We start from the raw sequence: 25,410 nt of genomic DNA, 5'->3' as shown, positions 1-25,410 counted from the left end.
CAGGACAGGACCGGCCCGATGAACGACGTTTCCGCAGCCCAGCCCGTGTACGCCGACGCCCCGCGCTGGCCGATACGCTATCTGTTGTTCATCGGCGGCATGGGCGGCCTGCTCTACGGCATCGACATCGGCATCATCGCCGGCGCCCTGCCGTATCTGGAAGCCACCGCAACCGCGAGCTGGCACCTGACCACCCAGCAGCTGGGCTTCGTGGTGGCCGCCGTGCTGCTGGGCAGCGTGCTGTCCTCGCTGTTCGCCGGCATGGTCGCCGACCTGATCGGGCGGCGCGGGGCGATGTTCCTGGCCGGCCTGCTGTTCACCGCCAGCATTCCGGTGATGGCGCTGTCGGACGGGTATGCAGCGCTGCTGATGGGCCGCCTGCTGCAGGGCATCAGCGGCGGCCTGATCGGCGTGGTGGTGCCGCTGTACCTGGCCGAGGTGCTCAGCCCGGAGCGACGCGGGCGCGGCGCGGCGATGTTCCAGCTGCTGCTGACCGTCGGCCTGGTGCTGGCGGCGGTGATCGGCCTGTACCACGCGCATTCGGTGGACGCAGCGGCCGCGGCCGTGCGCCACCTGCCAGGCGAGGAACAGCAGCGGCTGCTGTTCGATGTCAAGGACCATGCCTGGCGCACCATCTTCTGGAGCTGCCTGCTGCCCGGGCTGGTGTTCACCGCCGGCGTGCTGCTGATCAGCGAATCGCCGCGCTGGCTGGTGCGCCGCGGGCGTGTCGACGCGGCGCGGCGCGCGCTGCAGCGTACCGTTGCCGCCGCCGAGGTCGAACCGACCCTGCAGCGCATGCAGGCCCCGGAGGCCGTGCGCAGCCGTGGCACCGGCGCGCGCGACCCGCTGCTGAGCCGCCGTTACGTGTGGCCGTTCGTGCTGGCCTGCCTGGTGCTGGCCTTCACCCAGGCCACCGGCATCAACTCGGTGCTGGCCTACGCGGTGAACATCCTCAACCAGGCCGGCCTGCCCGGCGCGGTGGCCAACTGGGCCGACGTGGCGATCAAACTGCTCAACGCGGTGATGACCGTGGTCGCCCTCGTGCTGGTGGACCGCAAGGGCCGCAAGTTCCTGCTGATGCTGGGCAGCGGCGGCATCACCGTGGCGCTGCTGGCCGCCGCACTGCTGTTCGTGCAGAGCGAACGCGGCCGCCTGGATGTGCAGCCGCTGCTGCAGCAGCAGGTGGCAGGCAGTACCTTGTCGCTGCCGCTGGATGCCGCACAGTGGCAGCGCCTGGAGGGCGGCGCCGCTGCTGGCCCGCAGCAGCTCACCGTGTCCTACGCCTACGGCGGCTTCAGCAACGTGCGCGCGCTGCGCAGCGACAACCCGATCGATGCGACGCTGGAGATCCGTCGCAACGACGCGGTGTCGGACGACAGTGTGATCGGCGCGTTCTTCCGCCGGCTGCACCTCAATCCGTTCCCGGACCCCGCCCAGGCCGCGCAGGCACCGCTGGTGATCGAACGCGCCATGATCGGCCCGGTGCCCTCGCCCACCCACGGCTGGCTGGTCGCCAGCTGCATCCTGCTGTTCGTGGCGTTCTTCGCGGTGGGCCCCGGCGTGTGTGTGTGGCTGGCTCTGTCCGAGCTGATGCCGACCCGCATCCGCTCCAACGGCATGAGCATCGCGCTGTTGATCAACCAGTTCGTGTCCACAGTGATCGCGGCCATCTTCCTGCCCACCGTCGGCCACCACGGCTATGCCAGCATGTTCTTCTTCTGGGCCGGCTGCACCCTGCTGTACTTCCTGATCGCCGCCTTCTGGCTACCGGAAACCAAGGGCAAGTCGCTGGAACAGATCGAGGCCAACTTCCGCTGATCGCAGCACGTCGCCACACCCGGTCAGGGTGTGGCCGGCGTGCCGGTCATGCGTTCCACCAGGCGTGCGGCATCGTCCGGCGCCAGGCCGGTGGTCTGCATGTACTTGCCGAACGGCGCGCTCACATGCGCCACGCTGACGATGTCACCGTCCACGCTCACCGCCATCACGCGTCCGACCAGGCGCTCGGACGCGCGCTGGATGCGCGGTTCGGCCGCGTCGGTGAAAGTGTAGTAAAGCGTGGCCAGGCCATTGGGTCCGACCTCCTGGCGCACACTGGCAATGGCAGACGCGGTGATGACCGGCGGTCCAACCAGATGGATGGGGGTGCCATCCAGCGTCCGCGCGGGCACGCTGCCCGCCTGCGCCACGGTATCGGCCTCGCGCATTTCAATGCGCACCCCGCTGCGTGGCGGGGCGCCCGGCCGGGTGAACGTCCCGTCGGACGACGGCGCTTGGCTGCACCCCGACATCACCAGCGCGCCCAACAACAGCCCCCAACGCCATCCCTTGCGCATCGCCATTCCCTCGAGGTTGTTGGCGCATTGTGGCCCGGATGCAGGCTCAGCGCAGCCGTCGCAAGCGGAAGGCCACCACGATCTGCAGCACGCCGTAGATCAGGCTGCCGATGCCGATCCACAGCGTGGTGACAGCCACGCCCGCGATGGGATTGGCCACCATGAGCGCGCCCAGCACGATGGCCAGCAGCCCGCTGAGGATCAGCAGCCACTCGCCCCGGATGTGCCTGCGCACGCGGATGGCGAACACGATGCGGTACAGCCCGGCCACGATCAGCCAGACCGCCAGCAGCAGGATCAGCACACTGGCGGTGGCCAGCGGATTGAGCACCGCCAGCACGCCGAAGCCGAGCGATACCACCGCATAGAGCAGCAGCCAGCCACGCGGCACGCCGCTGTTGCCGAACACCGCGAACAGGCTGATCAGGCCCTCCACCAGCGCCATCACGCCTATCGCCCATGCCAGCGCGGTCGCGGCCGACAGGGGCTGCAGGATCGCGATCAGTCCGAACACCACGGCCACCACGCCGTACAGCAGCACGATCCACCAGCTGCGGCCCACCAGCGACAGCACCGGCGAAAGAGGGGTAGTCATCGGCAGCGCACTCCGTGTGAAGGGTGAATGGGCATCTTAGCGCCGGGTCATGAAAGCCCTGCTCACGGCACGCGTGCGCATACCCAGACCCGCAGCTGCGTGCCGCCGGCGCCCTGCAGCGCGCTGGCGGCCGCATCCAGCGTGGCGCCGGTGGTCATTACGTCGTCAACGAGGGTCAACCGTGCCGGCGCGGGCCCGGTCACGCCGAAGGCGTTCCGCAGATTGCGGCGGCGGGCATCGGCCTCCAGGTCCGATTGCGGGGCGGTCGGGCGGGTGCGCTGCACGCCCTGCCACAGCGGCAGATCCAACGCGCGCGCCAGCGGTCGCGCCAGTTCCAGCGCCTGGTCGTAGCCGCGTGCGCGCAACCGCTGCCGATGCAGCGGCACCGGCGCCAGCGGGCCGTCCACGAACGCCGGTACGCGCTGCAGCATCAGCTGCGACAGCAGCCTGCCGGCCGCCAGGTCATGGTGGAACTTGAAACGGCGCAGCAGTCCATCCACCGGGGCGGCGTACAAAAACGTAGCGGCAGCGCCATGCTGGCGCGGGGGCGTGCGCAGGCAGGCGCCGCAGCGCGCGGTGCATTCGCCGTCCGGCAAGGGCAGCGCGCACAGCGGGCAGGCAGCATCGTTCCAGGGCAGGCCGGCATGGCAGGCCGCGCAGAGATCCAGCCCATCCGCACCGGGCGCCTCGCACAGCAGGCAGCGCAGGGGCAGGAGCTGATGGCCCAGCCACGTCCATGCTCCGTAAACTTTTCTAATGTCCATGTAGTTGACAGTTGCCGGTCCGCTCACCAGACTGCCGCCCTTTCGTTCCACTATCTGTCAGGACTTGCCCATGCCTTCCGTCATCCGCCACGACTGGCACCGCGACGAACTGCTGGCCCTGTTCGCCCTGCCGCTGCCCGCGTTGCTGCACCAGGCCGCCAGCGTGCACCGCGCGCACTTTGATCCGGCTGAAGTCCAGGTCTCCACGCTGCTCTCGGTCAAGACCGGCGGCTGCCCGGAAGACTGCGCCTACTGCCCGCAGGCGCAGCGTTACAGCACGGGGGTGGATGCGCAGAAGCTGATGGCCACCGAGGACGTGGTTGCCAGGGCCCGGCAGGCCAAAGCCGCCGGCGCCTCGCGCTTCTGCATGGGCGCCGCGTGGCGCTCGCCCAAGGCGCGCGACATTCCCAAGGTGGCGGCGATGATCCGCGAGGTGAAGGCGCTGGGCCTGGAGACCTGCGCCACCCTGGGCATGCTCAGCGGCGACCAGGCGGCCGCCCTGCGCGACGCCGGGCTGGACTATTACAACCACAATCTGGACACCGCGCCGGACTTCTATGATTCGATCATCCACACGCGCCAGTACCAGGACCGCCTGGACACGCTGGAGCACGTGCGCGAGGCCGGGCTGAAGACCTGCTGCGGCGGCATTGTCGGCATGGGCGAATCCCGCGAGCACCGCGCCGGCCTGCTGCTGGCGCTGGCCAACCTGCCGGCGCACCCGGACTCGGTACCGATCAACCGGCTGGTGCAGGTGGCCGGCACGCCGCTGCATGGCACCGCCGAACTGGACCCGTTCGAGTTCGTGCGGATGATTGCCGTGGCCCGCATCGCCATGCCGCGCGCGATGGTGCGGCTGTCGGCCGGGCGCGAGGCGATGAGCGATGAGCTGCAGGCGCTGTGTTTCCTGGCCGGAGCCAACTCGATCTTCTACGGCGAGAAGCTGCTGACCACCGGCAATCCCGATACTGAGCGCGACCTGGCCCTGTTCGAGCGGCTGGGCCTGCGCCCGATGCCGGTCCGGGTGGACGCCGCCGACCTCGATCGCCCGGGCACGGTCCACGCCGGGATCACCACGTCGGGCGGCTGCGGGCGGGCCGCCTGAGCCGGCCGATCGGCCGCCCGGCCGGGCCAGGCAGCGCCAGGCCCGGCAACCGGGTACGCTACGGATCTTCCCAGCCGCCCATGCCCACCACGCTCATGGCCCGTCCCGACCTGCACGACCGCATCCAGGCCCAGCGCAAGCTCCGCGACGCCCAGGGACGCATCCGCGTGCGTCGCACGGTGACCCGGCGCGACGGCGTGCGGCTGGAGATCGATGGCCAGTGGCTCACCGGCTTCTGCAGCAACGACTACCTGGGCCTGTCCCAGCAGTTCGGCGTGGTCAGCGCGCTGCAGGACGCCGCTGCGCGCGAGGGTGCCGGCGCCACCGCCTCGCACCTGGTCTGTGGCCACCACGCACTGCATGACGCGCTCGAACGCGAGATGGCCGAGTGGCTGGGCTACCCGCGCGCGCTGCTGTTTGGCAGCGGTTTCGCCGCCAACCTGGCCGTGCAGCAGGCGCTGCTCAGCGAAGAAGACGATGTCTGCGTGCAGGACCGGTTGAACCATGCCAGCCTGCTCGATGCGACGCGCCTGGCCGGCTGCCGCCTGCGCCGCTACCCGCACCTGGATGCCGAAGGCGCGATGCGCCAGCTCAAACATGCGCCGGAAGGCGCGGCGATGCTGGCCACCGATGGCGTGTTCAGCATGGATGGCGACCTTGCCCCGCTGCGCTCCCTCTCGCTGGTGGCACGGATGCAGGGCGCAATGCTGTACGTGGACGATGCGCACGGCGTGGGCGTGATCGGTCAACACGGCCGCGGCTGCGTGGCCGAGGCCGGGTTGGGCGTGGACGATGTGCCGCTGCAGCTGGCCACGTTCGGCAAGGCGCTGGGCGGCAGCGGTGCGGTGGTGCTCGGCGACGAGGCGATGATCCAGCACCTGGCCGAAACCGCGCGTCCTTACATCTACACCACGGCCGTCCCGCCGGCGCAGGCGGCCGCCACGCTGGCCGCGGTGAAGCTGGCCCGTCGTGACGACTGGCGCCGCGAGAAGCTGGCCGAACTGGTGGGCGTGTTCCGCGCCGGCGCGCGCCAGCACGGGCTGGACCTGATGGCCTCCGATACGCCGATCCAGCCGTTGCTGTGCGGTGCCGAGGCCACCGTGATGGCGATGTCGGCCGCCTTGGAGACCTCCGGTTTCCTGGTCACCGCGATCCGCCCGCCGACGGTGCCCGAAGGCAAGGCGCGGCTGCGCGTGACGTTGTCGGCACTGCACACCCCGGCCCAGGTGCGCGCGCTGATCGACGCCATCGCCCATGCACGCGACAGCGTTCTGCACCAGCAGGCCCTGTCGGCATGAGGCAGAGGCGGTAAGCATGCAGATCGAGGTGGTGGGACAGGGACCGGCACTGGTGCTGATCCACGGCTGGGCCCTTCATGGTGGCGTGTTCGCGCCGCTGGTCGAGCGGCTCGCCGACCGCTTCCAGCTGCATCTGGTCGACCTTCCCGGCCACGGCGCCAGCCGCGACGACGCCACGCCCCTGCGGCTGCCCTACGTGGTCAACGCGATCGCTGCCGCCACGCCGCCGGCAGTGTGGTGCGGATGGTCGCTCGGCGGTCTGTTCGCGCTGCATGCGGCGGCCACGCTGCCGCAGGTGCGCGCGCTGGTGATGATCGCCGCGACGCCGTGCTTCGTGCGCGCGGTGGACTGGCCCGACGCCGTCGAGGCGAGCGTGTTCGAACAGTTCGGCCAGGACCTGGCCCGCGACTATCGTGGCACCCTGGAACGCTTCCTGGCCCTGGATGCAATGGGCTCCGAGCATGCCAAGCAGGAACTGCGCACGCTGCGCGAGATGCTGGTGGCACGTGGCGAACCCGCGCCGCACGCGCTGAACGACGGCCTGCGGCTGCTGGAAGCCAGTGACCTGCGCGGCGCCCTGCCGACCCTGCGCACGCCCAGCCTGTGGCTGGCCGGGCAACGCGACCGGCTGGTGGCGGCGCGCACGATGCAGGCAGCGGCCGCGCTGACGCCGGCGGCAGAGATGCACACCATCGCCCACGGCGGCCATGCCCCGTTCCTGGGCCATGCCGACGAGGTTGCCCGCCACCTGCAACACTTTGTTTCCGGCCTGGGCTGAGCCATCACCGCCACGCATCGCCGAAAATGCCTTTCCGCCCTTTCCCGCGAGACTGACGATGGATCTTGGAATAGCCGGCCGCTGGGCCCTGGTCTGCGCCGCGAGCAAAGGCCTCGGGCTGGGCTGCGCGCGGGCCCTGGTGCGCGAAGGCGTCAACGTGGTGATCGCCGCGCGCGGTGAGGCTGCGCTGGAACGGGCGCGTCTGGAACTGCTGGCCCTGCCCGGCGCACGCCAGGTGGTGGCCGTGGTCGCCGACATCACCACACCCGAAGGTCGCCAGGCCGCGTTGGCGGCCTGCCCGCAGGTGGACATCCTGGTCAACAACGCCGGCGGACCGCCCGCCGGCGATTTCCGCCAGTTCGCCCGCGAGGACTGGCTGGCCGCGCTGGACGCCAACATGCTGGCGCCCATCGACCTGATCCGCCTGACCGTGGATGGCATGATCGAGCGCGGCTTCGGGCGCATCGTCAACATCACCTCCTCCTCGGTGAAGGCGCCCATCGACGTGCTGGGCCTGTCCAACGGTGCCCGCTCGGGGCTGACCGGTGTCGTGGCCGGCATCGCGCGCCGCACCGTCGCCCACGGCGTCACGATCAACAACCTGCTGCCAGGCCAGTTCGACACCGATCGCCTGCGCGGCAACTTCGCCTACCTGGCACAGCAGCAGGGCATCGATGCCGGCCAGCTGGCCGAGCGCAAGCGTACCCATATTCCCGCCGGAAGCTTCGGCAGCGCCGACGAGTTCGGCGCCACCTGCGCCTTCCTGTGCAGCGCGCATGCCGGCTACATCACCGGGCAGAACCTGCTCATCGATGGCGGTGCCTACCCCGGCACCTTCTGACTTCCGTCCCACCCCCGTTTATGCAGTGAGCCTTCCATGACGTCCAGTTTCGATCCCCACCACGTCCGCCGCGCGTTCTCGCGTGCCGCCAGCCGCTACGACGCCGCCGCAGCGTTGCAGCGCGAGGTGGCCAAGCGCCTGCTGGAATCGCTGGATTACCTGGGCGAGCGCCAGCCTCAGGTGGTGCTGGACATCGGCAGCGGGACCGGCCATGCCAGCGCGACGATGAAGAAGCGCTGGCCCAAGGCGCAGGTGATTGCACTGGATCTGGCCGAGCCGATGCTGCGCGAAGCGAAGAAGCAGGCGGGTTGGTGGAAGCCGTTCGCACGCGTCTGCGCCGATGCGCAGGCGCTGCCGCTGCAGGACCAGAGCGTGGACCTGATCTACAGCAACCTGTGCCTGCAGTGGGTGGACGATCTGCCGGCGGTATTCGCCGGGTTCCGCCGCGTACTCAAGCCTGGTGGACTGCTGGTGTGCTCCACGTTCGGCCCGGAGACCCTGATCGAGCTGCGCGACGCGTTCGCGCAGGCCGATGCGGTGCCGCATGTCAGCCGGTTCGCGCCCATTGCCCAGTTCGGCGATGCGCTGATGATGGCCGGTTTCCGCGATCCGGTGCTGGACCGCGATCTGTTCACCCTGACCTATGACGACCTGCCCGCGCTGATGCGCGAACTGCAGGCGATCGGCGCCACCAACGCCCGCCACGACCGCCGCCACACTTTGACCGGGCGGGGCCGCTTCGATGCCGCCCGCGCCGCCTATGAGCCGCTGCGGCGCGAGGATGGCAAGCTGCCCAGCAGCTGGGAAGTGATCTACGCCCACGCCTGGGCACCCGACCCGGGCGCGCCGATCCGCGAGCGCGGGCACGACATCGCCAGCGTGCCGGTGTCGGCGATCCCGATCCGCCGCAGGCCCACCTGACCGCAGGCTCGGCCCCACCGGCGCGGGTGCGCGTTACGACGGGAACAGGTCGCGGTGGAAGAAATAGATTTCCTGCGCCAGGAAGCGCCAGCTGGTGTGGAAGCTGCGGAAACGGGTGCTCGGCGTGGAGGACGCCAGCGCATCAATGCCCAGTTCCTTGCACAGCCGCAGCGCGCGCGCCATGTGCAGCGGATCGCTGACGATGATGACCCGGTGCAGCTTGCGTTGCTGCATCAGGCGGCGGGCCTCGATCAGGTTCTGGCGGGTGGTCCGCGAGGCGGTTTCGATCAGGATCACCTCGTCCGGCACCCCCTGCTTGAGCGCATAGCGGCGTGCCACCTGCGACTCGGAGAAGCGCGCGCCGCTGCCGCCGTAGCCGCCGGTGAAGATCAGCAGTGGCGCGTACCCCTTCTGGTACAGGTCCAGGCCGTGGCGGATGCGCTCTTCAAACACCGGTGACGGCTTGGCGTCGTACGCCGCCGCACCCAGCACGATGATGGCGTCGGCCTGCGCGGCCTGGTCACGCTCACCGATCCAGACGATCCAGGCCGTCACCCCAAGCAGCCAGGCCACCAGCAGGATGCACAGGCGCCACAGCCAGCCCAGGATGCCCACCCGGCCCACCCGGCCACGGCGGCTCATGCCGCGCTCCACGGCAGGGCGTCAAGATCCACATTGCCGCCGGACAGCACCACGCCCACCCGTTGCCCGGCAAAGCGTTCCGGTGCGCCCAGAATGGCCGCCAGGGCGATCGCCGACGACGGCTCCACCACCTGCTTGAGCACCTGCCAGATCAGCCGCATCGCCGCCACGGTGTCGGCGTCACGCACCGTGAGCACCGACGCCGCAGGCTGCAGCAGCGCGAAGTTGGGCTGGCCCAGGGTGCCGCGCAGGCCGTCGCAGACGGTGTCCGGGGTGATGTCCACGCGGCGTTCGCCGGCGGCCAGCGAACGCGCGGTGTCGGCCGCCCCCTCGGGTTCGGCCAGCACCAGCCGCGCGGTGGGCGCCAGCGCCTGCATGGCCAGCACGGTGCCCGCCGCCAGGCCACCGCCGCCCACCGGCACCACCAGGGTGTCGAACGGACCGTGGCCGTGCAGCAGTTCCAGCGCGGCAGTGCCCTGCCCGGCGATCACGTGGCTGTGGGTATAGGGATGCACCAGCGTGCCGCCCGTCTCGGCCTGCACCTGCGCGCACATTGCTTCACGGGCGGCGATGGAGGCCTCGCAGCGCCACAGGGTGGCCCCGTGGCGGACGATGTTGGCCAGCTTGGCGGCCACCGCACCCTCGGGCACCACCACATGGCAGGCGATCCCGCGCGTACGGGCCGCCAGCGCCAGCGCGGCGCCGTGGTTGCCCGATGAATGGGTGACCACGCCACGCGCCGCCTGTGCGTCGTCCATCGCCCAGACCGCATTGCAGGCGCCACGGAACTTGAAGGCCCCCCCGCGCTGCAGGTGCTCGCCCTTGAACGCCAGCTCGGCACCGCTCATCGCATCCAGCGTGCGCGACCGCAGCACCGGGGTCACACGGGCATGTGGGGCAATGCGCGCGGCGGCGGCCAGCACGTCGTCGACACAGGGCAAGGGTGAATCGCTCATGACGCAAGATTAACGTATGGCCCCGGTTGGCATCGCCTCCCCCGTACATGCCAACATGGCGGCCATTCATCCGGATCGGGCGGGATTAAGGGCCGATTCAATGCCGCAGGCCGAAGCTGGCCTCATACCCTTGGGGGGACCCGATCATGAAGATGCGCCTGATCCTTGCCGGTGGCCTGATGTTGGCCCTGTCCGGCTGCGCGACCTACGACTATGTCGGCGGTGGCGCCGGCAGTGGCTACTACCACGGTGCACCGTCGGTGGAATACCGCTACCCGGCCGGTTATCCGTACGGCTATGGCAGCGGCTACTACGGTGGCGGCTACGGCTATTACGGCTACGGCGGCGGCTACGGCTACCCCGTGTACCGGCCGTATCCGAACTACCGCCCGCCGCACAACCACCGCCCGCCGCCGCGTCCCGACCACGGCAATGGCCCGCGGCCGGACCGCCCGCCGCGCCCGGATCGGCCGCGCCCGGACAACAACGGTGGCTCCCCCTGGCGCAACATGGACTCGCTGGGTCGTCCCCCGCAGCAGCGGCCCGCGCCGCAGCAGCGCCCGTCGATGCCGGCCCAGGCCCGTCCGGCGCAGGCGCCGCGTCCTGCGGGGCAAAGAATGAACGGTTCCCCGTGGCGAACGCTCAACAATGCGAACCAGCGCACAAATGAGCGCTGAGCTGACTTGATTTTCACGCACCGGGCGGTTCAATCTAGCCGGGTGGTGACGGTCGCCGTCGCAAAGTGACAAAAGCGACACAACGCGTCACATCAAGCTCTACGTCGATATCCGACAGGAACATCTGGATCCCCCCTGTTCCGGCCCTGTCGGATGTCGGCACCCAAAACGCAGAAGGCCCCGCTCGTGCGGGGCCTTCTGTCGTTCGGGGAGACCGGCGCTGGGCCGCAGGCTGAAAAAACAGGGCCGGCAGTCCCCCGACTACCGGCCCCTTCGCTTCCCCAGCGTGCGCGTAGACCAGCCCCTGTTCCAATTCCGGTCTGTCGTGCCAGTGGCGCGTGCCACGATGGGTGCTATTGGGTTATCTGCAGATTGCGTGCCAACTTGAGGGTAATTTTTCGACCCGAGCCCGATTGGCGCTAAAATCGCCACCCGTCCCCCTCCCCGGGGGGGAATCCAAGGCCCTTCGGCCCCGTCCCCCCGAGCCCCATCGCCATGTCCGATTCCTTCCATCATCACGACGTCATCGTCATCGGCGGCGGCCATGCCGGCACTGAGGCCGCGCTGGCGGCCGCGCGCAGCGGGGCCCGCACCCTGCTGCTGACCCACAATGTGGAAACCATCGGTGCGATGAGCTGCAACCCGGCCATTGGCGGCATCGGCAAGGGTCACCTGGTCAAAGAGATCGACGCCCTCGGCGGGGCGATGGCGCATGCCGCCGACCGCGCCGGCATCCAGTGGCGCACCCTCAACGCCTCCAAAGGCCCTGCCGTGCGCGCCACGCGCTGCCAGGCCGACCGCAACCTGTACCGCATGGCGGTGCGCCGGATGGTCGAAGCGCAGCCGAACCTGACCGTGTTCCAGGCGGCCGTGGACGACCTGGTGATCGAGGGCGATGCGGTCCGCGGCGCCATCACCCAGACTGGCCTGCGCTTCCATGCCAAGGCGGTGGTGCTGACCGCCGGCACCTTCCTGGCCGGCAAGATCCACGTGGGTCAGACCCAGTACGCCGCCGGCCGCATGGGCGATCCGCCGGCCACCACCCTGGCCGCGCGCCTGCGCGAACGCCCGTTCGTGGTGGACCGGCTCAAGACCGGCACCCCGCCGCGCATCGACGGCCGTTCGCTGGACTATTCGGTGATGGCCGAACAGCCTGGCGACACCCCGCGTCCGGTGATGTCCTTCCTGGGCGATGCAGCCGATCACCCGGCCCAGGTCAGCTGCTGGATCACCCACACCAGCGAGCGCACCCACGAGATCATCCGCAGCGCACTGCACCGCTCGCCGCTGTACAGCGGTCAGATCGAGGGCATCGGCCCGCGCTACTGCCCCTCCATCGAGGACAAAGTGGTGCGCTTTGCCGAAAAGGCCAGCCACCAGATCTTCGTCGAGCCCGAAGGGCTGGATGTGGTGGAGATCTATCCCAACGGCATCTCCACCTCGCTGCCGTTCGACGTGCAGCTGGACCTGGTGCGCAGCATCGCCGGCTTCGAGAACGCGCACATCACCCGGCCCGGCTACGCGATCGAGTACGACTTCTTCGATCCGCGCGGCCTGAACAACACCCTGGAAACCAAGAGCGTGTCCGGCCTGTTCTTCGCCGGCCAGATCAACGGCACCACCGGCTACGAGGAGGCAGCCGCGCAGGGCCTGCTCGCCGGCCTCAACGCCGCGCGCGCCTGCCGCGACGAAGCGGGCTGGTGCCCGCGCCGCGACGAAGCCTACCTGGGCGTGCTGGTGGATGATCTGATCACCCACGGCACGACCGAGCCGTACCGCATGTTCACCAGCCGCGCCGAGTACCGCCTGCAGCTGCGCGAAGACAACGCCGACGTGCGCCTGACCGGCATCGGCCGCGAACTGGGCGTGGTGGACGACCGCCGCTGGGCGGCGTTCCAGGCCAAACAGGAGGCCGTGGCCCGCGAGTCGGCACGCCTGCGGGCGCTGTGGGCAACCCCGGGCAATGCGCTGGGCCGCGAGGTTGAAACCACCCTGGGCGTGGCAGTCAGCCGCGAGACCAACGTGCTCGACCTGATCAAGCGCCCCGAACTGGATTACGCCACGCTCATGCAGGTGCCCTCGCTCGGCCCGGCCGTGGACGACCCCAAAGTGGCCGAGCAGGTCGAGATCGGGGTGAAGTACGCCGGCTACCTGGACCGCCAGCGCGAGGAGATCGAGCGCCAGCAGCGCCACGAAAACACCGCGATCGCCAGCGATTTCGACTATGCCGGCGTGCGTGGGCTGTCGGCCGAGGTGCAGCAGAAGCTCGAGCGCGTGCGCCCGCAGACCATCGGCCAGGCCCAGCGCATCCCCGGCATGACCCCGGCGGCCATCTCGCTGCTGCTGGTGCACCTGGAGCGCGCACGCCGCAGCCGCGTGGCGTGATGCACCACCGGCGTGCACACGCCGGGAGCGGAAAGGCCACGCGGTATCATGCCGATGCACCCACCGTGGCGTGCGATTGCCTGGAGACCATGTGAGCCCGATCCGCCCCTTCCTCGACACACTGCCGGTGCTCGGCGAGCGCTGCTACATCGACCCGGCCTGCACCCTGATCGGCGATGTCGTGCTGGGCGATGACGTCTCGGTGTGGCCGGGCACGGTGATCCGGGGTGACGTCAATTACGTGCGCATCGGCGCGCGCAGCAACATCCAGGACGGCACGATCATCCATGTCAGCCACCACAGTCCGTTCAACATGGGGGGCTACCCGACGCTGATCGGCGAAGGTGTCACGGTCGGCCACGGCACCATCATCCATGCCTGCACCATCGGCGACTACAGCCTCATCGGCATGGGCGCGTGCATTCTCGACGGCGCCGAAGTGAAGCCCCACGGCTTCCTGGGTGCCGGTGCGGTGCTCGGGCCGGGCAAGGTGGTCGGCGAGGGCGAGCTGTGGCTCGGCAATCCGGCCCGCCTGGCACGCCCGCTGCGCGACAAAGAGATCGAGGCGCTGCACTACTCGGCCGATCACTACGTGCGGTTGAAGGACAAGTATCTGGCCTGATCGCGACGCACGCTGTCGGCTTGCGTTCGCTGTCCTGGCCATCGCTGGGCATCGGCGGTCGCGCACGGTAAAGTCCTCAGCCGACCAGGACGCAGTCGAGAACCGCATGCCCGTGCAGGCAGCCGACCGGAGAGGATTCCGGCATTCCGCCTTCCACCACTGTCGAGCCATGCCCCACCGGTGCGCGCGCCGATGAGCGTACCGATGCTGGACACCTACCGTGAAGTGATCACGCCCGAAGGCGTGCCGCTGCACCTGCCGGCCGCCGGCCCGTTGCCGCGCGCGCTGGCCTGGGCCATCGACTTCGCCATCCGCTTCGGCGCGTTGTCGGTGATGAGCGTTCCACTGGCCTTCCTTGGCGACTTCGGCCAGGGCCTGTACCTCGGGCTGCTGTTTTTGATGTTCTGGGCCTACACCATCGTGCAGGAAGCGCTGTGGGGCCAGACCATCGGCAAGCGCGCGATGGGCCTGCGCGTGGTCGCGCAGGACGGCGCACCGGTGGGCTGGATGGCCGCCATAACCCGCAATCTCCTGCGCACCGTGGACATGCTGCCGTTCGGCTACGCGCTGGGCCTGCTGTCATGCCTGTTCGACGCGCATGGCCGGCGGCTGGGCGACATGGTGGCGCGCACTGTGGTGATCCACATCGGCGCGCCGGCAGATGGCGGGACCCTGGCCATCGACAGCGTGCTGCCGCCGCCGCAGCCGCTGCAGCCGGCCGAACAGGCTGCCTTGATCGCCTTCGCTGAACGCGCACCGCGCCTGCCCGGCCCGCGCCAGCAGGAACTGGCCGGGCTGCTCACGCCATTGAGCGGCGGCCACGGCCAGGTGGGCGTGCTGCGCCTGTATGCGATGGCCAACTGGCTGCTGGGCCGCCGATGAAGCAGGAACAGTTCGTCGCCCGGTATCAGCCCGAATGGCAGGCGCTGGAGCGCTGGCTGGCGATCCGCGGCCGCGATCCGCGCCGGGCGCGGCGTACCCCCGACCCTGATGGCCTGGACGATGCGGACATGCCGCAGCGCTACCGTCGCCTCTGTCAGCAGTTGGCACTGGCGCGCAGGCGCGGCTACAGCCCGCAGCTGGTGGCGCGCCTGCAGTCGCTCATGCAGCAGGGGCACGGCGTGCTCTACCGCACGCCCGCACCACGCTGGCGACGTGCGGTGGAATTCCTGTTCGCCGACTTCCCGCAGCTGGTACGCAGCCAGGCCCGTGCGATGTGGGTGGCCACCGCCGTATTCGTGATCCCGCTGGTGGGCACCTTCGCGGCGCTGCAATGGCACCCCGAGCTGATCCATCTGCTGATGGGCAACGACGAGATCGCCCGCATGGAGCGCATGTACGACCCCTCATCGCCACACCTGGGGCGCGACAGCGGTACGGACTGGATGATGTTCGGCTACTACATCATGAACAACATCAGCATCGGTCTGCGCACCTTCGCCAGCGGCCTGCTGGCCGGCGTCGGCACCCTGCTGGTGCTGCTGTTCAATGGCCTGACCATCGGCGCGGTCGCCGGCCACCTGCAGCACGTCGGCCACGGTGATCCCTTCTGGCGCTTCGTGGTCGGCCACGGCGCGTTCGAACTCACCGCGATCGTCATCGCCGGTGGCGCCGGTCTGCAGCTGGGCATGAAACTGCTGGCGCCCGGCCGCCGACGGCGCATCGACGCGCTGGTCGAGGGTGGCGTGATCGGTGCCCGGCTCTGCCTGGGCGTGGCGGCGATGCTGCTCGTGGCCGCCTTCATCGAGGCGTTCTGGTCATCCATCGCCGACGTGCCGGCCTGGGGCAAGTACAGCGTGGCCGCGGTGTTGTGGACGCTGGTGCTGCTGTGGCTCTGGCGCGGCGGACGCGGAGGTGCGCGTGCGGATTGACCAGCTCAACGTGGTCCTGCGTGCGCGCTCGGGCTGGGAGGCGATGGAACTGGGCACGGCGTTGGTGCGCCGGCATGCCGTGGCGATCTGGACGCCCTGGCTGTTGCTGGCGCTGCCGGTGTTCGTGGCGCTCAACACCCTGGCCTGGTGGGCCGATGCCTTCGCGCTGGCGTGGCTGGCGATGTGGTGGCTCAAGCCCCTGTTCGAGCGCGTGGCGCTGTACGTGATCTCCCGCGGCGTGTTCGGCGAAACACCCGGAACGCTCGATACGCTGCGCGCACAGCGGCACTGGGGCTGGCAGGGCTTCTGGGGTTACCTGGGCTGGCGCCGGCCGAGTCCGATGCGCACGGTGATGCTGCCGGTCAACCTGCTTGAAGGCGCCGACCCGGTGCATCGCCGCGACCGACGCCGCGCAATCCTCAATGGCACGCTCGGCCACAGCCTGATGCTGACCCTGGTGGCGATGACGTTCGAGGTGGTTCTGGTGGTCGGCGCGATCGCCGGGGTGTTCATGCTGGTGCCGTTCGAACAGCTGCCCGATTCGTGGCGTGCGGCATGGGCGATGGTGGGTGAAGACACGCCAGCCTGGGCGAAACTCTGCTTCAACCTGCTGTGCTGGGCAGCCGCCACGCTGATCGGCCCGTTCCATGTGGGCGCCGGCTTCGGGCTGTATCTCAACCGCCGCACCGAGATGGAAGCGTGGGATGTGGAGATCGCCTTCCGACGTCTGCGCGAACGCCTGCGCCAGGCCGCGCCGCTGCTGATGCTGGCGCTGGTGCTTGCCTGGCCGGCCGGCGTGCTGCATGCCCAGCAGGCACCCCCCGCCAACACGGTCGACGACACCGCGCCCGATACGGACACCACCGGCGGCGATGCCGACGTACAGGAGGCGCAGATCCGCGAGCGCATCCAGAAGCGCCGTGAGGGCGGGCAGACCCCGCCGCGCGACGCACCATCGATCTTCGGCAACGATCCGGTGGACACCGCCGGCTTCCGCCAGGCCGTGGAGCGCGCCTACGAGGATCCGCTGCAGCATCCGACCCGCACCGTCACCGAATGGCGGCGCATTCCCGACGACGCTGCGGACAAAAAGAAGAAGAAGGAACTGGATGCCCGTCCGACCGAACGCAGCGCGCGCACGAAAACGGCGGCACAGTGGTCGGCGCAGATCGCCGAATGGGGTCTGTGGGCGTTCGTGGGCGTGCTGGTGGTGATTCTGCTGTTGACTACACGACGCTGGCTGCCGTGGCTGCGCGGCAGCGGCCGTCGGCGGCGCGAGAAGGAGGCAACGCCCGTGCAGGAGGACGCGATCACCCTGCCCGACGTGGTGCCGCCGGATGTGGCAACGCGCGCGCGCGCACTGTGGCAGCAGGGACGGCCGCGCCAGGCTCTGGCGCTGCTGTACCGGGCCAGCGTGGAGAGCATGAGCGAGCGTGCGCAGGTCAGCCTGCCGCCCGGCGCCACCGAAGCGCAGTGCCTGCGCGCGGCCCGACGCATGCCCGACGAAGGCGACCGCACAGCGTTCGCCCGCGTCGTGCGGGTCTGGCAGTACGCGGCGTACGCCGGCCGCCTGCCCGATGACGCCGAGTTCGATGCGCTCGCCGGCAGCCTGCGCGAGCAGTTCCGGTGGCAGGCATGAGGACGCGTCTGCGCTGGCTGCTGGCGGTGGCCCTGCTGCTGGTCGTGGCAGTGCCGCTGACCATCCTGTTCCTGCGCACGCATGAGCGCGTGACCCGCGTGGAGACGCTGCCGCCGCAGGGCGAAGCCCGCTACAACCCGCTGTACGTGCTCGGCCAGGCGCTGCGCGCCGACGGCCTGGAGGCGAATGCGCGACCGCGCCTGGACCTGACGGCGATGGCACTGCAGCCGCACGACACTGTGGTGCTGCTGCAGGACAGTGCCGCGCTGCCGCCGACCACGGCGCGCGCGCTGCTGGACTGGGTGGAGCGCGGCGGTCACCTGATCGTCCGCACGACCCCGCTCACCGCCGACGACGCGGCGGACGACACAGCGGACAATGGCCCGCTGCTGGATATGCTCGGCGTCGACGGGACGTCGCGACGCAACGCGTGCGCGCCATTCCATGTGGCCGACGATGTCAACCACGTCGAGTTCTGCGACAGCCGCCGCTTCGATGTCGATCCACCGACCGGCATCCGTGTGGCACAGGCGTGGCGCGATGAGGAGCACGGCCACGTGTTCGTCCGGCTGCGCCGTGCCGCCGGCACCGTGGATGTGCTCGCCGACCTGAACTTCATGAAGAACAGCGCGGCACCGGGCGTGGACGGCCTCCACGACAAGGCCCATCGCGATCTTGCCCGCTACGTGCTCGCGCCCAACTACGGCAAGGGCACGGTATGGCTGGTATATGGCACGCGCCCGCCCTCGCTGTGGCAGCGCGTGTTCCATGATGGCTGGCCGGTGTGGGTGCCGTTGCTGCTGGCGCTGCTGGGCTGGCTGTGGCTGCGCGCGCAACGCATGGGCAGCCTGCTGCCCTCGCCTGCAGTCGAACGCCGCTCGCTGCTCGAACATGTCCGCGCCAGCGGCGAGCACCTGCTCCGCTACGGCAAGGCACCGCTGCTGTACGACGCCGTGCGGCAGGCCTTCCTCAACCGCCTGCGCCGACGTGCACCGACCGCCGCGGCGCTGGGGGGCGACGCCCGGATCCACGCCATCGCCACCCTGCTGCAGTGGTCGCACGACCGCGTCCGCATTGCCCTGCAGCCGCCCGCTGCCCACGACGTCGCCGGCCTGCGCGACCGCATCCGCCTGCTGATCCAGATGAGAAACCTGCTATGACCGATCCCATCGCTTCCACGCCACCGTCTCTCGATGCCTCACCTGCCTCCGTGTCCGGCACGTCGCTGATCGACCGCGTCGACGCCGTGCGCGAGGCGGTCGGCCGCGCGTTCATCGGCCAGTCCGACGTGCTCGACCAGATCCTGATCGCGTTGCTGGCCGGCGGCCACGTGCTGATCGAAGGCGTACCGGGCCTGGGCAAGACCCTGCTGGTACGCGCGCTGGCCCAGGCACTGGAGCTGGATTACGGACGCGTGCAGTTCACCCCGGACCTGATGCCCAGCGACGTCAGCGGCCATGCGGTGTACGACCCGAAGACCGAGAGCTTCAAGATCCGCCGCGGCCCGGTGTTCACCAACCTGCTGCTGGCCGATGAAATCAACCGCGCGCCGGCAAAGACCCAGTCGGCCCTGCTGGAAGTGATGCAGGAAGGCCAGGTCACCATCGAGGGCAAGGCGTTCCCGCTGTCGCCGCCGTTCCTGGCCCTGGCCACGCAGAACCCGGTGGAGCAGGAGGGCACCTATCCCCTGCCCGAGGCGCAGCTGGACCGCTTTCTGCTCAAGGTGATCATCGACTACCCGGCGCTGGAAGACGAGAAGCGCATGGTCGATGCGATCACCACCGGCCGCAGCGCTGGCGACTTCGATCTGTCGCAGGTGCCGCGCGTGCTCGGCGCGGCCGATGTGGTGGAACTGCAGCGGGCCACCGCAGCGATCACCGTGGACCCCGAAGTGATCGACTATGCGGTGCGCATCGTTGCCGCCACGCGCCAATGGCCGGGCATCGCGCTGGGTGCAGGCCCGCGCGGCAGCATCGCGCTGGTGCGTGCCGCGCGTGCACAGGCAGTGCTGTCCGGTCGCGATTTCGTCACCCCCGATGATGTCCGCGACATCACCAAGCCCGCCCTGCGCCACCGCATCGCGCTGGCCCCCGAACTGCAGATCGAAGGCCAGTCCGCCGACGACGCGCTGGGCGCGCTGCTGGCCAAGGTGGAAGCGCCGCGCAAATGAGGCCGGCCCCGCCGCTGCTGGCACTGCTGTGCGGCTGGGGCCTGTGCGGGCTGCCGGTCGCGTTCGGGCTGTGGCCCGTGCGCGTCTGGTGGATGCTCGCCGCCGGCATCGCCGGGCTCGCGCTGATCGACCTGGTGCGCCTGTGGCGGCAGCCCTCTCCGAGCGTGCAGCGCGCACTGCCCGAAGCGCTGGCGCTGAACGTGGACCGCAGCGTCACGCTGCGGCTGGAATCGAGCCTGCGCCAGCGCGTGGACGTGTTCGATCTGGTTCCTGGCGCGTGGGCCGTGAAGGGCCTGCCGCGCGCGTTGTCGCTCAAGCCGATGGTGGCCAGCAGCGTGGACTACACGCTGACCCCGACGGCGCGCGGCCGCTTCCTGTTCGACGGCGTACACCTGCGCGTGCACGCGCCGTGGCGTCTGTGGCGGCAACGGCGCACCCTGCCGTCAACGCTGGCGGTGAGGGTGTACCCCAACTTTGTGCCGTTGACCCGCTTCGCGCTGTTCAGCGCCGAACAGGCCTCGCGACTGGTCGGGGCGCACCTGAAGCGCCGCCGTGGTGAAGGTACCGATTTCCACCAGATGCGCGAGTACCGCGTCGGCGACAGCCTGCGGCAGATCGACTGGAAGGCGACTTCGCGCGCGCGCAAGCTGATCTCGCGCGAGTACCAGGACGAGAAGAACCAGCAGATGGTGCTGATGATCGATACCGGTCGTCGCATGATGGCCAGCGAGGGCGGTCTGTCGCACTTCGATCATGTCCTCAACGCGGCGCTGGTGGTGTCCTACCTGGCGCTGCGCCAGGGCGACGGCGTAGGGCTGCTCGCCAGTGGCGGCGACCAGCGCTGGGTCGCGCCGCAACGCGGCATGGGCGCGATCGATACGCTGCTGCGCGCCAGCCACGACCTGCAGGCACGCCCGGTAGCGACCGACTATCTGGCCGCGGCCACCGAGCTGAGCCTGCGCCAGCGCCGCCGCTCGCTGGTGATGCTGGTCACCAACGTGCGCGATGAAGACATCGAAGACCTGCTGGCGGCCGTGCGCCTGCTGCAGCGCCAGCACCTGGTGTGCGTGGCCAGCCTGCGCGAGCGGGAACTGGATGATGCGCTCGCCGAGCCGGTGGAGAGCATGGAGGACGCCATCCGGGCCGGCGCCATCGCGCGCTACCTGCAACAGCGCAATGAAGCGCATGAGGCGCTGCGCAGCCATCGGGTGATGGTGCTGGATGTGACTGCGGATGCGCTGCCTGGCGCGCTGGTGGAGCGGTATCTGGCGGTCAAGCGCGACGGGTTGCTCTAGGGCGGTCGGTACCTAGCGGATGGCGTTGGCCTTGGCGATCAGGCGCGCGGTGGCTTTCTGCAGCAGCGCGCGGTTGCGGGCCAGCTTCATCCAGTGCGGCAGGCGCGAGAACATCGAGCCATTGGTGACACCGGCGCGCTCGCGCAGCATGGCACCGGCATAGTCGTGCAACGCCTGCAGATGCGCCTGGTTGTAGGCCCAGAGCAGCCCGGCGCGGGTGCGCTCGACCAGCAGCAGCGGCATGCCGAAGTACGGGTCATTCGATTCGGCATCGCGCACCGGCTGCACGCTCACACTGACATCGCTGCTGCGCCCGCATTGGGCGCAGGCAACCGGAAGCGCCTGCAGGGGCGGGGAGGCCACCGCGCGATGCGCCTGCGCGTGCAGCCATTGGTGCCCGCAGTAGCCGCAGGGCCGCCGCCCGCTGTAGCGCACCGGCCCCACCCACGTCCCGGCGCCACAGCAGCCGCAGCCGCAGGCGTTTCCTTCTTCGAGCACCAGACTGCAGGACAGGCAGCGGAAGCCGGCCGTCCTGGATCCCCTGACCACCCAGCCGGGCGCGGCACACCGGTGGCAGCGCACGGCGATGCGGTCGGCGTAGCGCCACAGGCCATGCCCGTCGTCCAGGTGGCGCCCCGCCACTGGCCCGGGGCGCAGGCTGCGGTTGCGCGCCACCGCCATCAGACGAAGATGCGGGTTGGCGCTTCGTCGATGATCGCGTGCGGGACGAAGCGGGCGCTGTCGCGGGTGATGCGGCTGTTGTCTTCGCGGATGCCCATGCCACAGGCCTGGTCGCCCACGATCCAGCTGCCAACCAGCGGATAGCCACCCTCGAACGCAGTGAGCGGATGGGCGGCCTGGCGGATCGCCGGACCGGTGTACGGGCCTTCGCTTTCCTGCCAGCTGCCATCGGCCAGGTGCATGGCCACGTTGGCGCCTTCGCGCGAGAACAGCGGCTTGCGCACCCAGCCGGCCGGCAGTGCGCTGCCGTCGTCGAAGTCGGCGGCCAGCAGGTTGGGGTGGCCGCGATGGCGCTCCCACAGCAACGGCAGCACGCCCTTGTTGCTGAGGATCGCCTTCCACGCCGGTTCCAGCAGCTGCACGCCCGAGCCGGGCAGCGCCTGGCCGAACGATTCGGTCATCAGGTCTTCCAGCGGGTACAGCTTGAACAGGCTGCCGATCACCGTGTCGTCCAGCGCGGTGAAGCGCCCGTCCTCGGACAGGCCGATGTCCTCGATCGCGATGGACTCGCCACGCAGCCCGGCCTGGGCCGCACAGTCGCGCAGGTAGGCCACCGTGCCCTGGTCTTCGACCGAGGCACCCACGGCACTGAAGTACAGCGGCGGCGGCAGCTGCGCCGACAGCGCGGCGAAGCGCTCGACCAGCGCCTCGTGGATGGCGTTGAACTGATCGGCGTGCGGCGGCAGACGGTTCTGGTTGCGCTGGTCTTCCAGCCATTGCCACTGGAAGAACGACGCCTCGAACAGCGAGGTCGGGGTGTCGTAATTGAGCTCGTAGAGCTTGGCCGGACCGGTGCCGTCGTACGCGAAGTCGAGCCGACCGTACAGGTGCGGCTCGCGCCGACGCCAGCTGTCGGCGATCCAGTCGCGGAACGCCGGCGGGATCGCCAGCTGTTCCATCAACTGCTGGCTGCCCACCACGTCCTCGACCAGGTCCATCGCCATCGCATGCAGCTCGGCGCTGGGGTCTTCGATGTCCTGCTCGATCTGGCGCAGGGTGAAGGCGTAGTACGCGCTCTCATCCCAGTACGGCAGGCCATCGATGGTGTGGAAGGCGAACCCCGACTCCTCGGCCCGGGCGCGCCATTGGCTGCGCTCGGCAATACGGACGCGCTGCATCGATCAGCCGCCGACGCTGCTGCGGTTGCTGCTGGTGCTGCCGAAGCCGCCACGGCTGGCGGTCACCGCGCGGTTCGGGGTGGCGCTGACCGGGGCCAGGCCCGCCTTGCCGGCACCGATGCCGCTGGCGGTATTCAGCCCGCCGCTGCCGCCCGGGGCCGGACGCGCCCAGCCCTTGGCCTTGTCCTGGTAGGCCGGGGCCGCCGAGGGCTGCTGCGCCAGACCGGCGCCGCGGTTGCTGAGCATCTGCGACATGAAGAAGCCCATCATCATCGGGCCGATGAACGAGTGGCCGGTCGAGGTCTTCTGTTCCACGCACTGCTCGGCGTTGTAGTCGGCCTCGCAGGCCTCGCGCGAGGCGTACTTCGGCGCGGCATCGGCCGACTGCTTCTGTGCCTCGGCAAAAGCCGCGCGGCAGCTGGACGGGTCGCCGGTGGCGTCGGTGCAGGCCTGCACCGAGGTGTACAACCCTTCCTGCACCTGGACGGCCTCGTCCTTCTGGCAGGCGGTGAACAGCAGCGGCGCGGCGCTCATCAGCAGCAGCGCGGTGGTCCTGGAACGTTTCATGGCGTCATGCCCCCTCGTGCGGTTATCCGCTCCATGATGCCTCATCGCCGCGAACAACCGAAATCGGCAAAGCCGAAAAGATGAACGGCATTTCAGGATGCAGCCTATCGGAGCGGTCGCCTGCCGGGGGCAGGTGGTTGCAAACGCAACCGCAATTTTTGGGCAGAATCGAGGCGAAACGCGCCCCCACCGCCCGCCAGATCCTGCCAGCCCCCATGCCTGAATACCGCTCCCGCACGTCCACCGCCGGCCGCAACATGGCCGGGGCCCGCGCCCTGTGGCGCGCCACCGGCATGACCGATGGCGACTTCCACAAGCCGATCATCGCCATCGCCAACTCGTTCACCCAGTTCGTGCCCGGGCACGTCCACCTGAAGGATCTCGGCCAGCTGGTGGCGCGCGAGATCGAGCAGGTGGGCGGCGTGGCCAAGGAGTTCAATACGATCGCGGTGGACGATGGCATCGCGATGGGCCACGACGGCATGCTGTACTCGCTGCCCAGCCGCGAGATCATCGCCGACTCGGTGGAGTACATGGTCAACGCGCACTGCGCCGATGCGCTGGTGTGCATCTCCAACTGCGACAAGATCACCCCCGGCATGCTGATGGCCGCGCTGCGCCTGGACATCCCGGTGGTGTTCGTCTCCGGCGGGCCGATGGAAGCCGGCAAGACGCGGCTGTCCGAGCACAAGCTGGACCTGGTGGATGCGATGGTGATCGCAGCCGATGAAAGCGCCAGCGACGAGAAGGTGGCCGAGTACGAGCGCAGCGCCTGCCCCACCTGCGGCTCGTGCTCGGGCATGTTCACCGCCAACTCGATGAACTGCCTGACCGAAGCGCTGGGCCTGTCGCTGCCGGGCAACGGCTCGACCCTGGCCACGCATGCCGACCGCGAGCAGCTGTTCCGCCGCGCCGGGCGCCTGATCGTGGAACTGTGCCACCGCTGGTACGGCGGCGAGGATGCGCGCGCGCTGCCGCGCGGCATCGCCACGCGTGCCGCCTTCGAGAACGCGATGACGCTGGACATCGCGATGGGCGGCTCGACCAACACCATCCTGCATCTGCTGGCCGCGGCGCAGGAGGCGGAGGTGGACTTCGATCTGCATGCCATCGATGCGCTGTCGCGGCGCGTGCCGCAGCTGTGCAAGGTCGCGCCGAACACGCCGAAGTACCACATGGAAGACGTGCATCGCGCCGGCGGCGTGTACGGCATCCTCGGCGAACTCGCCCGCGGCGGACTGCTGCATACCGACGTACCCACCGTACACAGCCGCACGCTGGCCGAGGCGATCGCACGCTGGGATGTCGCCGTGAGCGACGATGCGACGGTCCACGACTTCTTCCGCGCCGGTCCCGCCGGCATCCCGACCCAGGTCGCCTTCAGCCAGGCCACGCGCTGGCCGACACTGGACGTGGACCGTGCCGAAGGCTGCATCCGCGATGTCGCCAATGCCTACTCCGCCGAAGGCGGGCTGGCGGTGCTGCGCGGCAACCTGGCCGTGGATGGCTGCGTGGTGAAGACCGCCGGCGTGGATGAATCCATCCACGTGTTCGAAGGCAACGCGCGCGTGTTCGAAAGCCAGGACGACGCCGTGCGCGGCATCCTCGCCGATGAAGTGATGGCCGGCGACGTGGTGGTGATCCGCTACGAAGGCCCACGCGGTGGCCCGGGCATGCAGGAGATGCTGTACCCGACCAGCTACCTGAAATCCAAGGGGCTGGGCAAGCAGTGCGCCCTGCTCACCGACGGCCGCTTCTCCGGCGGCACCTCGGGCCTGTCCATCGGGCACGCCTCACCGGAAGCAGCCTCGGGCGGCACCATCGGCCTGGTCCGCGACGGCGACCGCATCCGCATCGACATCCCCGCACGGCGCATCGATCTGCGGGTGGATGACGCCACGCTGGCGGCACGCCGCGCCGAACAGGACGCGCTGGGCTGGAAACCGCGCGAGGCGCGCCCGCGCAAGGTCACCGGCGCGCTGAAGGCGTATGCGCTGCTGGCCACCAGTGCCGACAAGGGCGCGGTGCGGGATCTGGCGAAGCTGGAGGACTGAGCCCGGCTGCGTCGAGAAGGTCCGCCCGGCCCTGA

Annotated in this window: 24 protein-coding genes; 16 read left to right on the top strand and 8 right to left on the bottom strand. The window is 69.7% G+C overall.

The genetic code is table 11. From position 1 onward, the window contains the following. Nucleotides 1–18: 18 nt before the first annotated feature. Complete coding sequence (locus tag ACPEH1_RS00465; RefSeq protein ID WP_017355736.1) at nt 19–1,818, top strand: MFS transporter; 1,800 nt, start codon at nt 19–21, stop codon at nt 1,816–1,818. A gap of 23 nt (nt 1,819–1,841) precedes the next feature. Here ACPEH1_RS00465 and ACPEH1_RS00460 read toward each other — a convergent pair whose 3' ends face one another. From ACPEH1_RS00460 to ACPEH1_RS00450, 3 genes are all read right to left on the bottom strand, one after another. Then, nucleotides 1,842–2,336, bottom strand: coding sequence for a SecDF P1 head subdomain-containing protein (locus tag ACPEH1_RS00460; protein ID WP_136005996.1), 495 nt, complete (start codon nt 2,334–2,336; stop codon nt 1,842–1,844). A gap of 46 nt (nt 2,337–2,382) precedes the next feature. Further along, nucleotides 2,383–2,931 (bottom strand): HdeD family acid-resistance protein, encoded by a 549-nt coding sequence (locus ACPEH1_RS00455; RefSeq protein ID WP_017355738.1) that lies wholly within the window; start codon nt 2,929–2,931, stop codon nt 2,383–2,385. 62 nt (nt 2,932–2,993) lie between these two features. Then, complete coding sequence (locus ACPEH1_RS00450; RefSeq protein ID WP_423715052.1) at nt 2,994–3,695, bottom strand: ComF family protein; 702 nt, start codon at nt 3,693–3,695, stop codon at nt 2,994–2,996. A gap of 70 nt (nt 3,696–3,765) precedes the next feature. Here ACPEH1_RS00450 and bioB point away from each other — a divergent pair, with 70 nt between their 5' ends. From bioB to bioC, 5 genes are all read left to right on the top strand, one after another. Beyond that, nucleotides 3,766–4,800: a biotin synthase BioB gene (bioB, locus tag ACPEH1_RS00445; protein ID WP_312708917.1), complete on the top strand. Its 1,035-nt coding sequence runs from the start codon at nt 3,766–3,768 to the stop codon at nt 4,798–4,800. 95 nt (nt 4,801–4,895) lie between these two features. After that, nucleotides 4,896–6,098 (top strand): 8-amino-7-oxononanoate synthase, encoded by a 1,203-nt coding sequence (bioF, locus tag ACPEH1_RS00440; RefSeq protein ID WP_017355741.1) that lies wholly within the window; start codon nt 4,896–4,898, stop codon nt 6,096–6,098. Nucleotides 6,099–6,114: 16 nt separating this feature from the next. Beyond that, nucleotides 6,115–6,876, top strand: a complete 762-nt coding sequence (gene bioH, locus ACPEH1_RS00435) for a pimeloyl-ACP methyl ester esterase BioH (RefSeq protein WP_153165077.1) — start codon at nt 6,115–6,117, stop codon at nt 6,874–6,876. A 58-nt stretch (nt 6,877–6,934) separates the two neighbouring features. Then, nucleotides 6,935–7,717, top strand: a complete 783-nt coding sequence (locus ACPEH1_RS00430) for an SDR family oxidoreductase (RefSeq protein ID WP_423715050.1) — start codon at nt 6,935–6,937, stop codon at nt 7,715–7,717. 36 nt (nt 7,718–7,753) lie between these two features. Continuing rightward, complete coding sequence (gene bioC / locus ACPEH1_RS00425) at nt 7,754–8,638, top strand: malonyl-ACP O-methyltransferase BioC (protein WP_166473551.1); 885 nt, start codon at nt 7,754–7,756, stop codon at nt 8,636–8,638. A 33-nt stretch (nt 8,639–8,671) separates the two neighbouring features. Here the strand turns inward: bioC and ACPEH1_RS00420 are convergent, their stop codons facing one another. After that, nucleotides 8,672–9,292, bottom strand: coding sequence for a YdcF family protein (locus tag ACPEH1_RS00420; protein WP_017355745.1), 621 nt, complete (start codon nt 9,290–9,292; stop codon nt 8,672–8,674). Next, entirely contained in the window at nt 9,277–10,236 is a 960-nt protein-coding gene (locus tag ACPEH1_RS00415; protein WP_017355746.1) for a pyridoxal-phosphate dependent enzyme, read from the bottom strand. The genes ACPEH1_RS00420 and ACPEH1_RS00415 overlap by 16 nt, the downstream gene beginning before the upstream one ends. Before the next feature lie 146 nt (nt 10,237–10,382). Between ACPEH1_RS00415 and ACPEH1_RS00410 the strand changes: the two genes are divergently transcribed. The 9 genes from ACPEH1_RS00410 (at nt 10,383) to ACPEH1_RS00370 (ending at nt 20,895) form a co-directional block, all read left to right on the top strand. Beyond that, nucleotides 10,383–10,913, top strand: coding sequence for a hypothetical protein (locus tag ACPEH1_RS00410; protein WP_153165080.1), 531 nt, complete (start codon nt 10,383–10,385; stop codon nt 10,911–10,913). 495 nt (nt 10,914–11,408) lie between these two features. Then, on the top strand, nt 11,409–13,298 hold the full coding sequence (gene mnmG / locus ACPEH1_RS00405) for a tRNA uridine-5-carboxymethylaminomethyl(34) synthesis enzyme MnmG (RefSeq protein WP_017354379.1): 1,890 nt from the start codon (nt 11,409–11,411) through the stop codon (nt 13,296–13,298). A gap of 91 nt (nt 13,299–13,389) precedes the next feature. After that, nucleotides 13,390–13,920 (top strand): gamma carbonic anhydrase family protein, encoded by a 531-nt coding sequence (locus ACPEH1_RS00400; RefSeq protein ID WP_017354378.1) that lies wholly within the window; start codon nt 13,390–13,392, stop codon nt 13,918–13,920. 192 nt (nt 13,921–14,112) lie between these two features. Beyond that, nucleotides 14,113–14,802: an RDD family protein gene (locus ACPEH1_RS00395; RefSeq protein WP_017354377.1), complete on the top strand. Its 690-nt coding sequence runs from the start codon at nt 14,113–14,115 to the stop codon at nt 14,800–14,802. Further along, nucleotides 14,799–15,791 (top strand): stage II sporulation protein M, encoded by a 993-nt coding sequence (locus ACPEH1_RS00390; protein WP_017354376.1) that lies wholly within the window; start codon nt 14,799–14,801, stop codon nt 15,789–15,791. Before ACPEH1_RS00395 ends, ACPEH1_RS00390 begins: the two co-directional genes overlap by 4 nt. Continuing rightward, nucleotides 15,781–17,430 carry a DUF4129 domain-containing protein gene (locus ACPEH1_RS00385; protein WP_423715048.1) on the top strand — a complete coding sequence of 550 codons (1,650 nt, stop codon included), beginning with the start codon at nt 15,781–15,783 and terminating at the stop codon, nt 17,428–17,430. Before ACPEH1_RS00390 ends, ACPEH1_RS00385 begins: the two co-directional genes overlap by 11 nt. Then, a complete protein-coding gene (locus ACPEH1_RS00380) occupies nt 17,427–18,590 on the top strand; it encodes a DUF4350 domain-containing protein (protein WP_136006018.1) in 1,164 nt (387 codons plus the stop codon). The genes ACPEH1_RS00385 and ACPEH1_RS00380 overlap by 4 nt, the downstream gene beginning before the upstream one ends. Continuing rightward, the gene (locus tag ACPEH1_RS00375; protein ID WP_313241628.1) at nt 18,587–19,600 is read left to right on the top strand and encodes a MoxR family ATPase; all 1,014 of its coding nucleotides are present in this window, start codon (nt 18,587–18,589) and stop codon (nt 19,598–19,600) included. Before ACPEH1_RS00380 ends, ACPEH1_RS00375 begins: the two co-directional genes overlap by 4 nt. Beyond that, the gene (locus tag ACPEH1_RS00370; protein ID WP_017354372.1) at nt 19,597–20,895 is read left to right on the top strand and encodes a DUF58 domain-containing protein; all 1,299 of its coding nucleotides are present in this window, start codon (nt 19,597–19,599) and stop codon (nt 20,893–20,895) included. The genes ACPEH1_RS00375 and ACPEH1_RS00370 overlap by 4 nt, the downstream gene beginning before the upstream one ends. Before the next feature lie 12 nt (nt 20,896–20,907). Here the strand turns inward: ACPEH1_RS00370 and ACPEH1_RS00365 are convergent, their stop codons facing one another. The 3 genes from ACPEH1_RS00365 to ACPEH1_RS00355 are packed head-to-tail and all read right to left on the bottom strand — an operon-like array spanning nt 20,908 to nt 23,321. Next, nucleotides 20,908–21,576: a hypothetical protein gene (locus ACPEH1_RS00365; RefSeq protein ID WP_017354371.1), complete on the bottom strand. Its 669-nt coding sequence runs from the start codon at nt 21,574–21,576 to the stop codon at nt 20,908–20,910. Next, entirely contained in the window at nt 21,576–22,754 is a 1,179-nt protein-coding gene (locus tag ACPEH1_RS00360) for a glutathionylspermidine synthase family protein (protein ID WP_136006023.1), read from the bottom strand. The genes ACPEH1_RS00365 and ACPEH1_RS00360 overlap by 1 nt, the downstream gene beginning before the upstream one ends. 3 nt (nt 22,755–22,757) lie before the next feature. Then, nucleotides 22,758–23,321, bottom strand: coding sequence for a DUF1190 domain-containing protein (locus ACPEH1_RS00355; RefSeq protein ID WP_017354369.1), 564 nt, complete (start codon nt 23,319–23,321; stop codon nt 22,758–22,760). A gap of 215 nt (nt 23,322–23,536) precedes the next feature. Between ACPEH1_RS00355 and ilvD the strand changes: the two genes are divergently transcribed. Beyond that, nucleotides 23,537–25,375, top strand: a complete 1,839-nt coding sequence (gene ilvD / locus ACPEH1_RS00350) for a dihydroxy-acid dehydratase (protein WP_017354368.1) — start codon at nt 23,537–23,539, stop codon at nt 25,373–25,375. Nucleotides 25,376–25,410: the final 35 nt, after the last annotated feature.

The sequence above is a fragment of the Stenotrophomonas sp. NPDC077421 genome (assembly GCF_049545505.1).
GTDB classification, from domain to species: Bacteria; Pseudomonadota; Gammaproteobacteria; order Xanthomonadales; family Xanthomonadaceae; genus Stenotrophomonas; species Stenotrophomonas nematodicola.
Note: the sequence above shows the minus strand (reverse complement) of the source record. Positions and strands in the feature narration are given on the sequence as shown.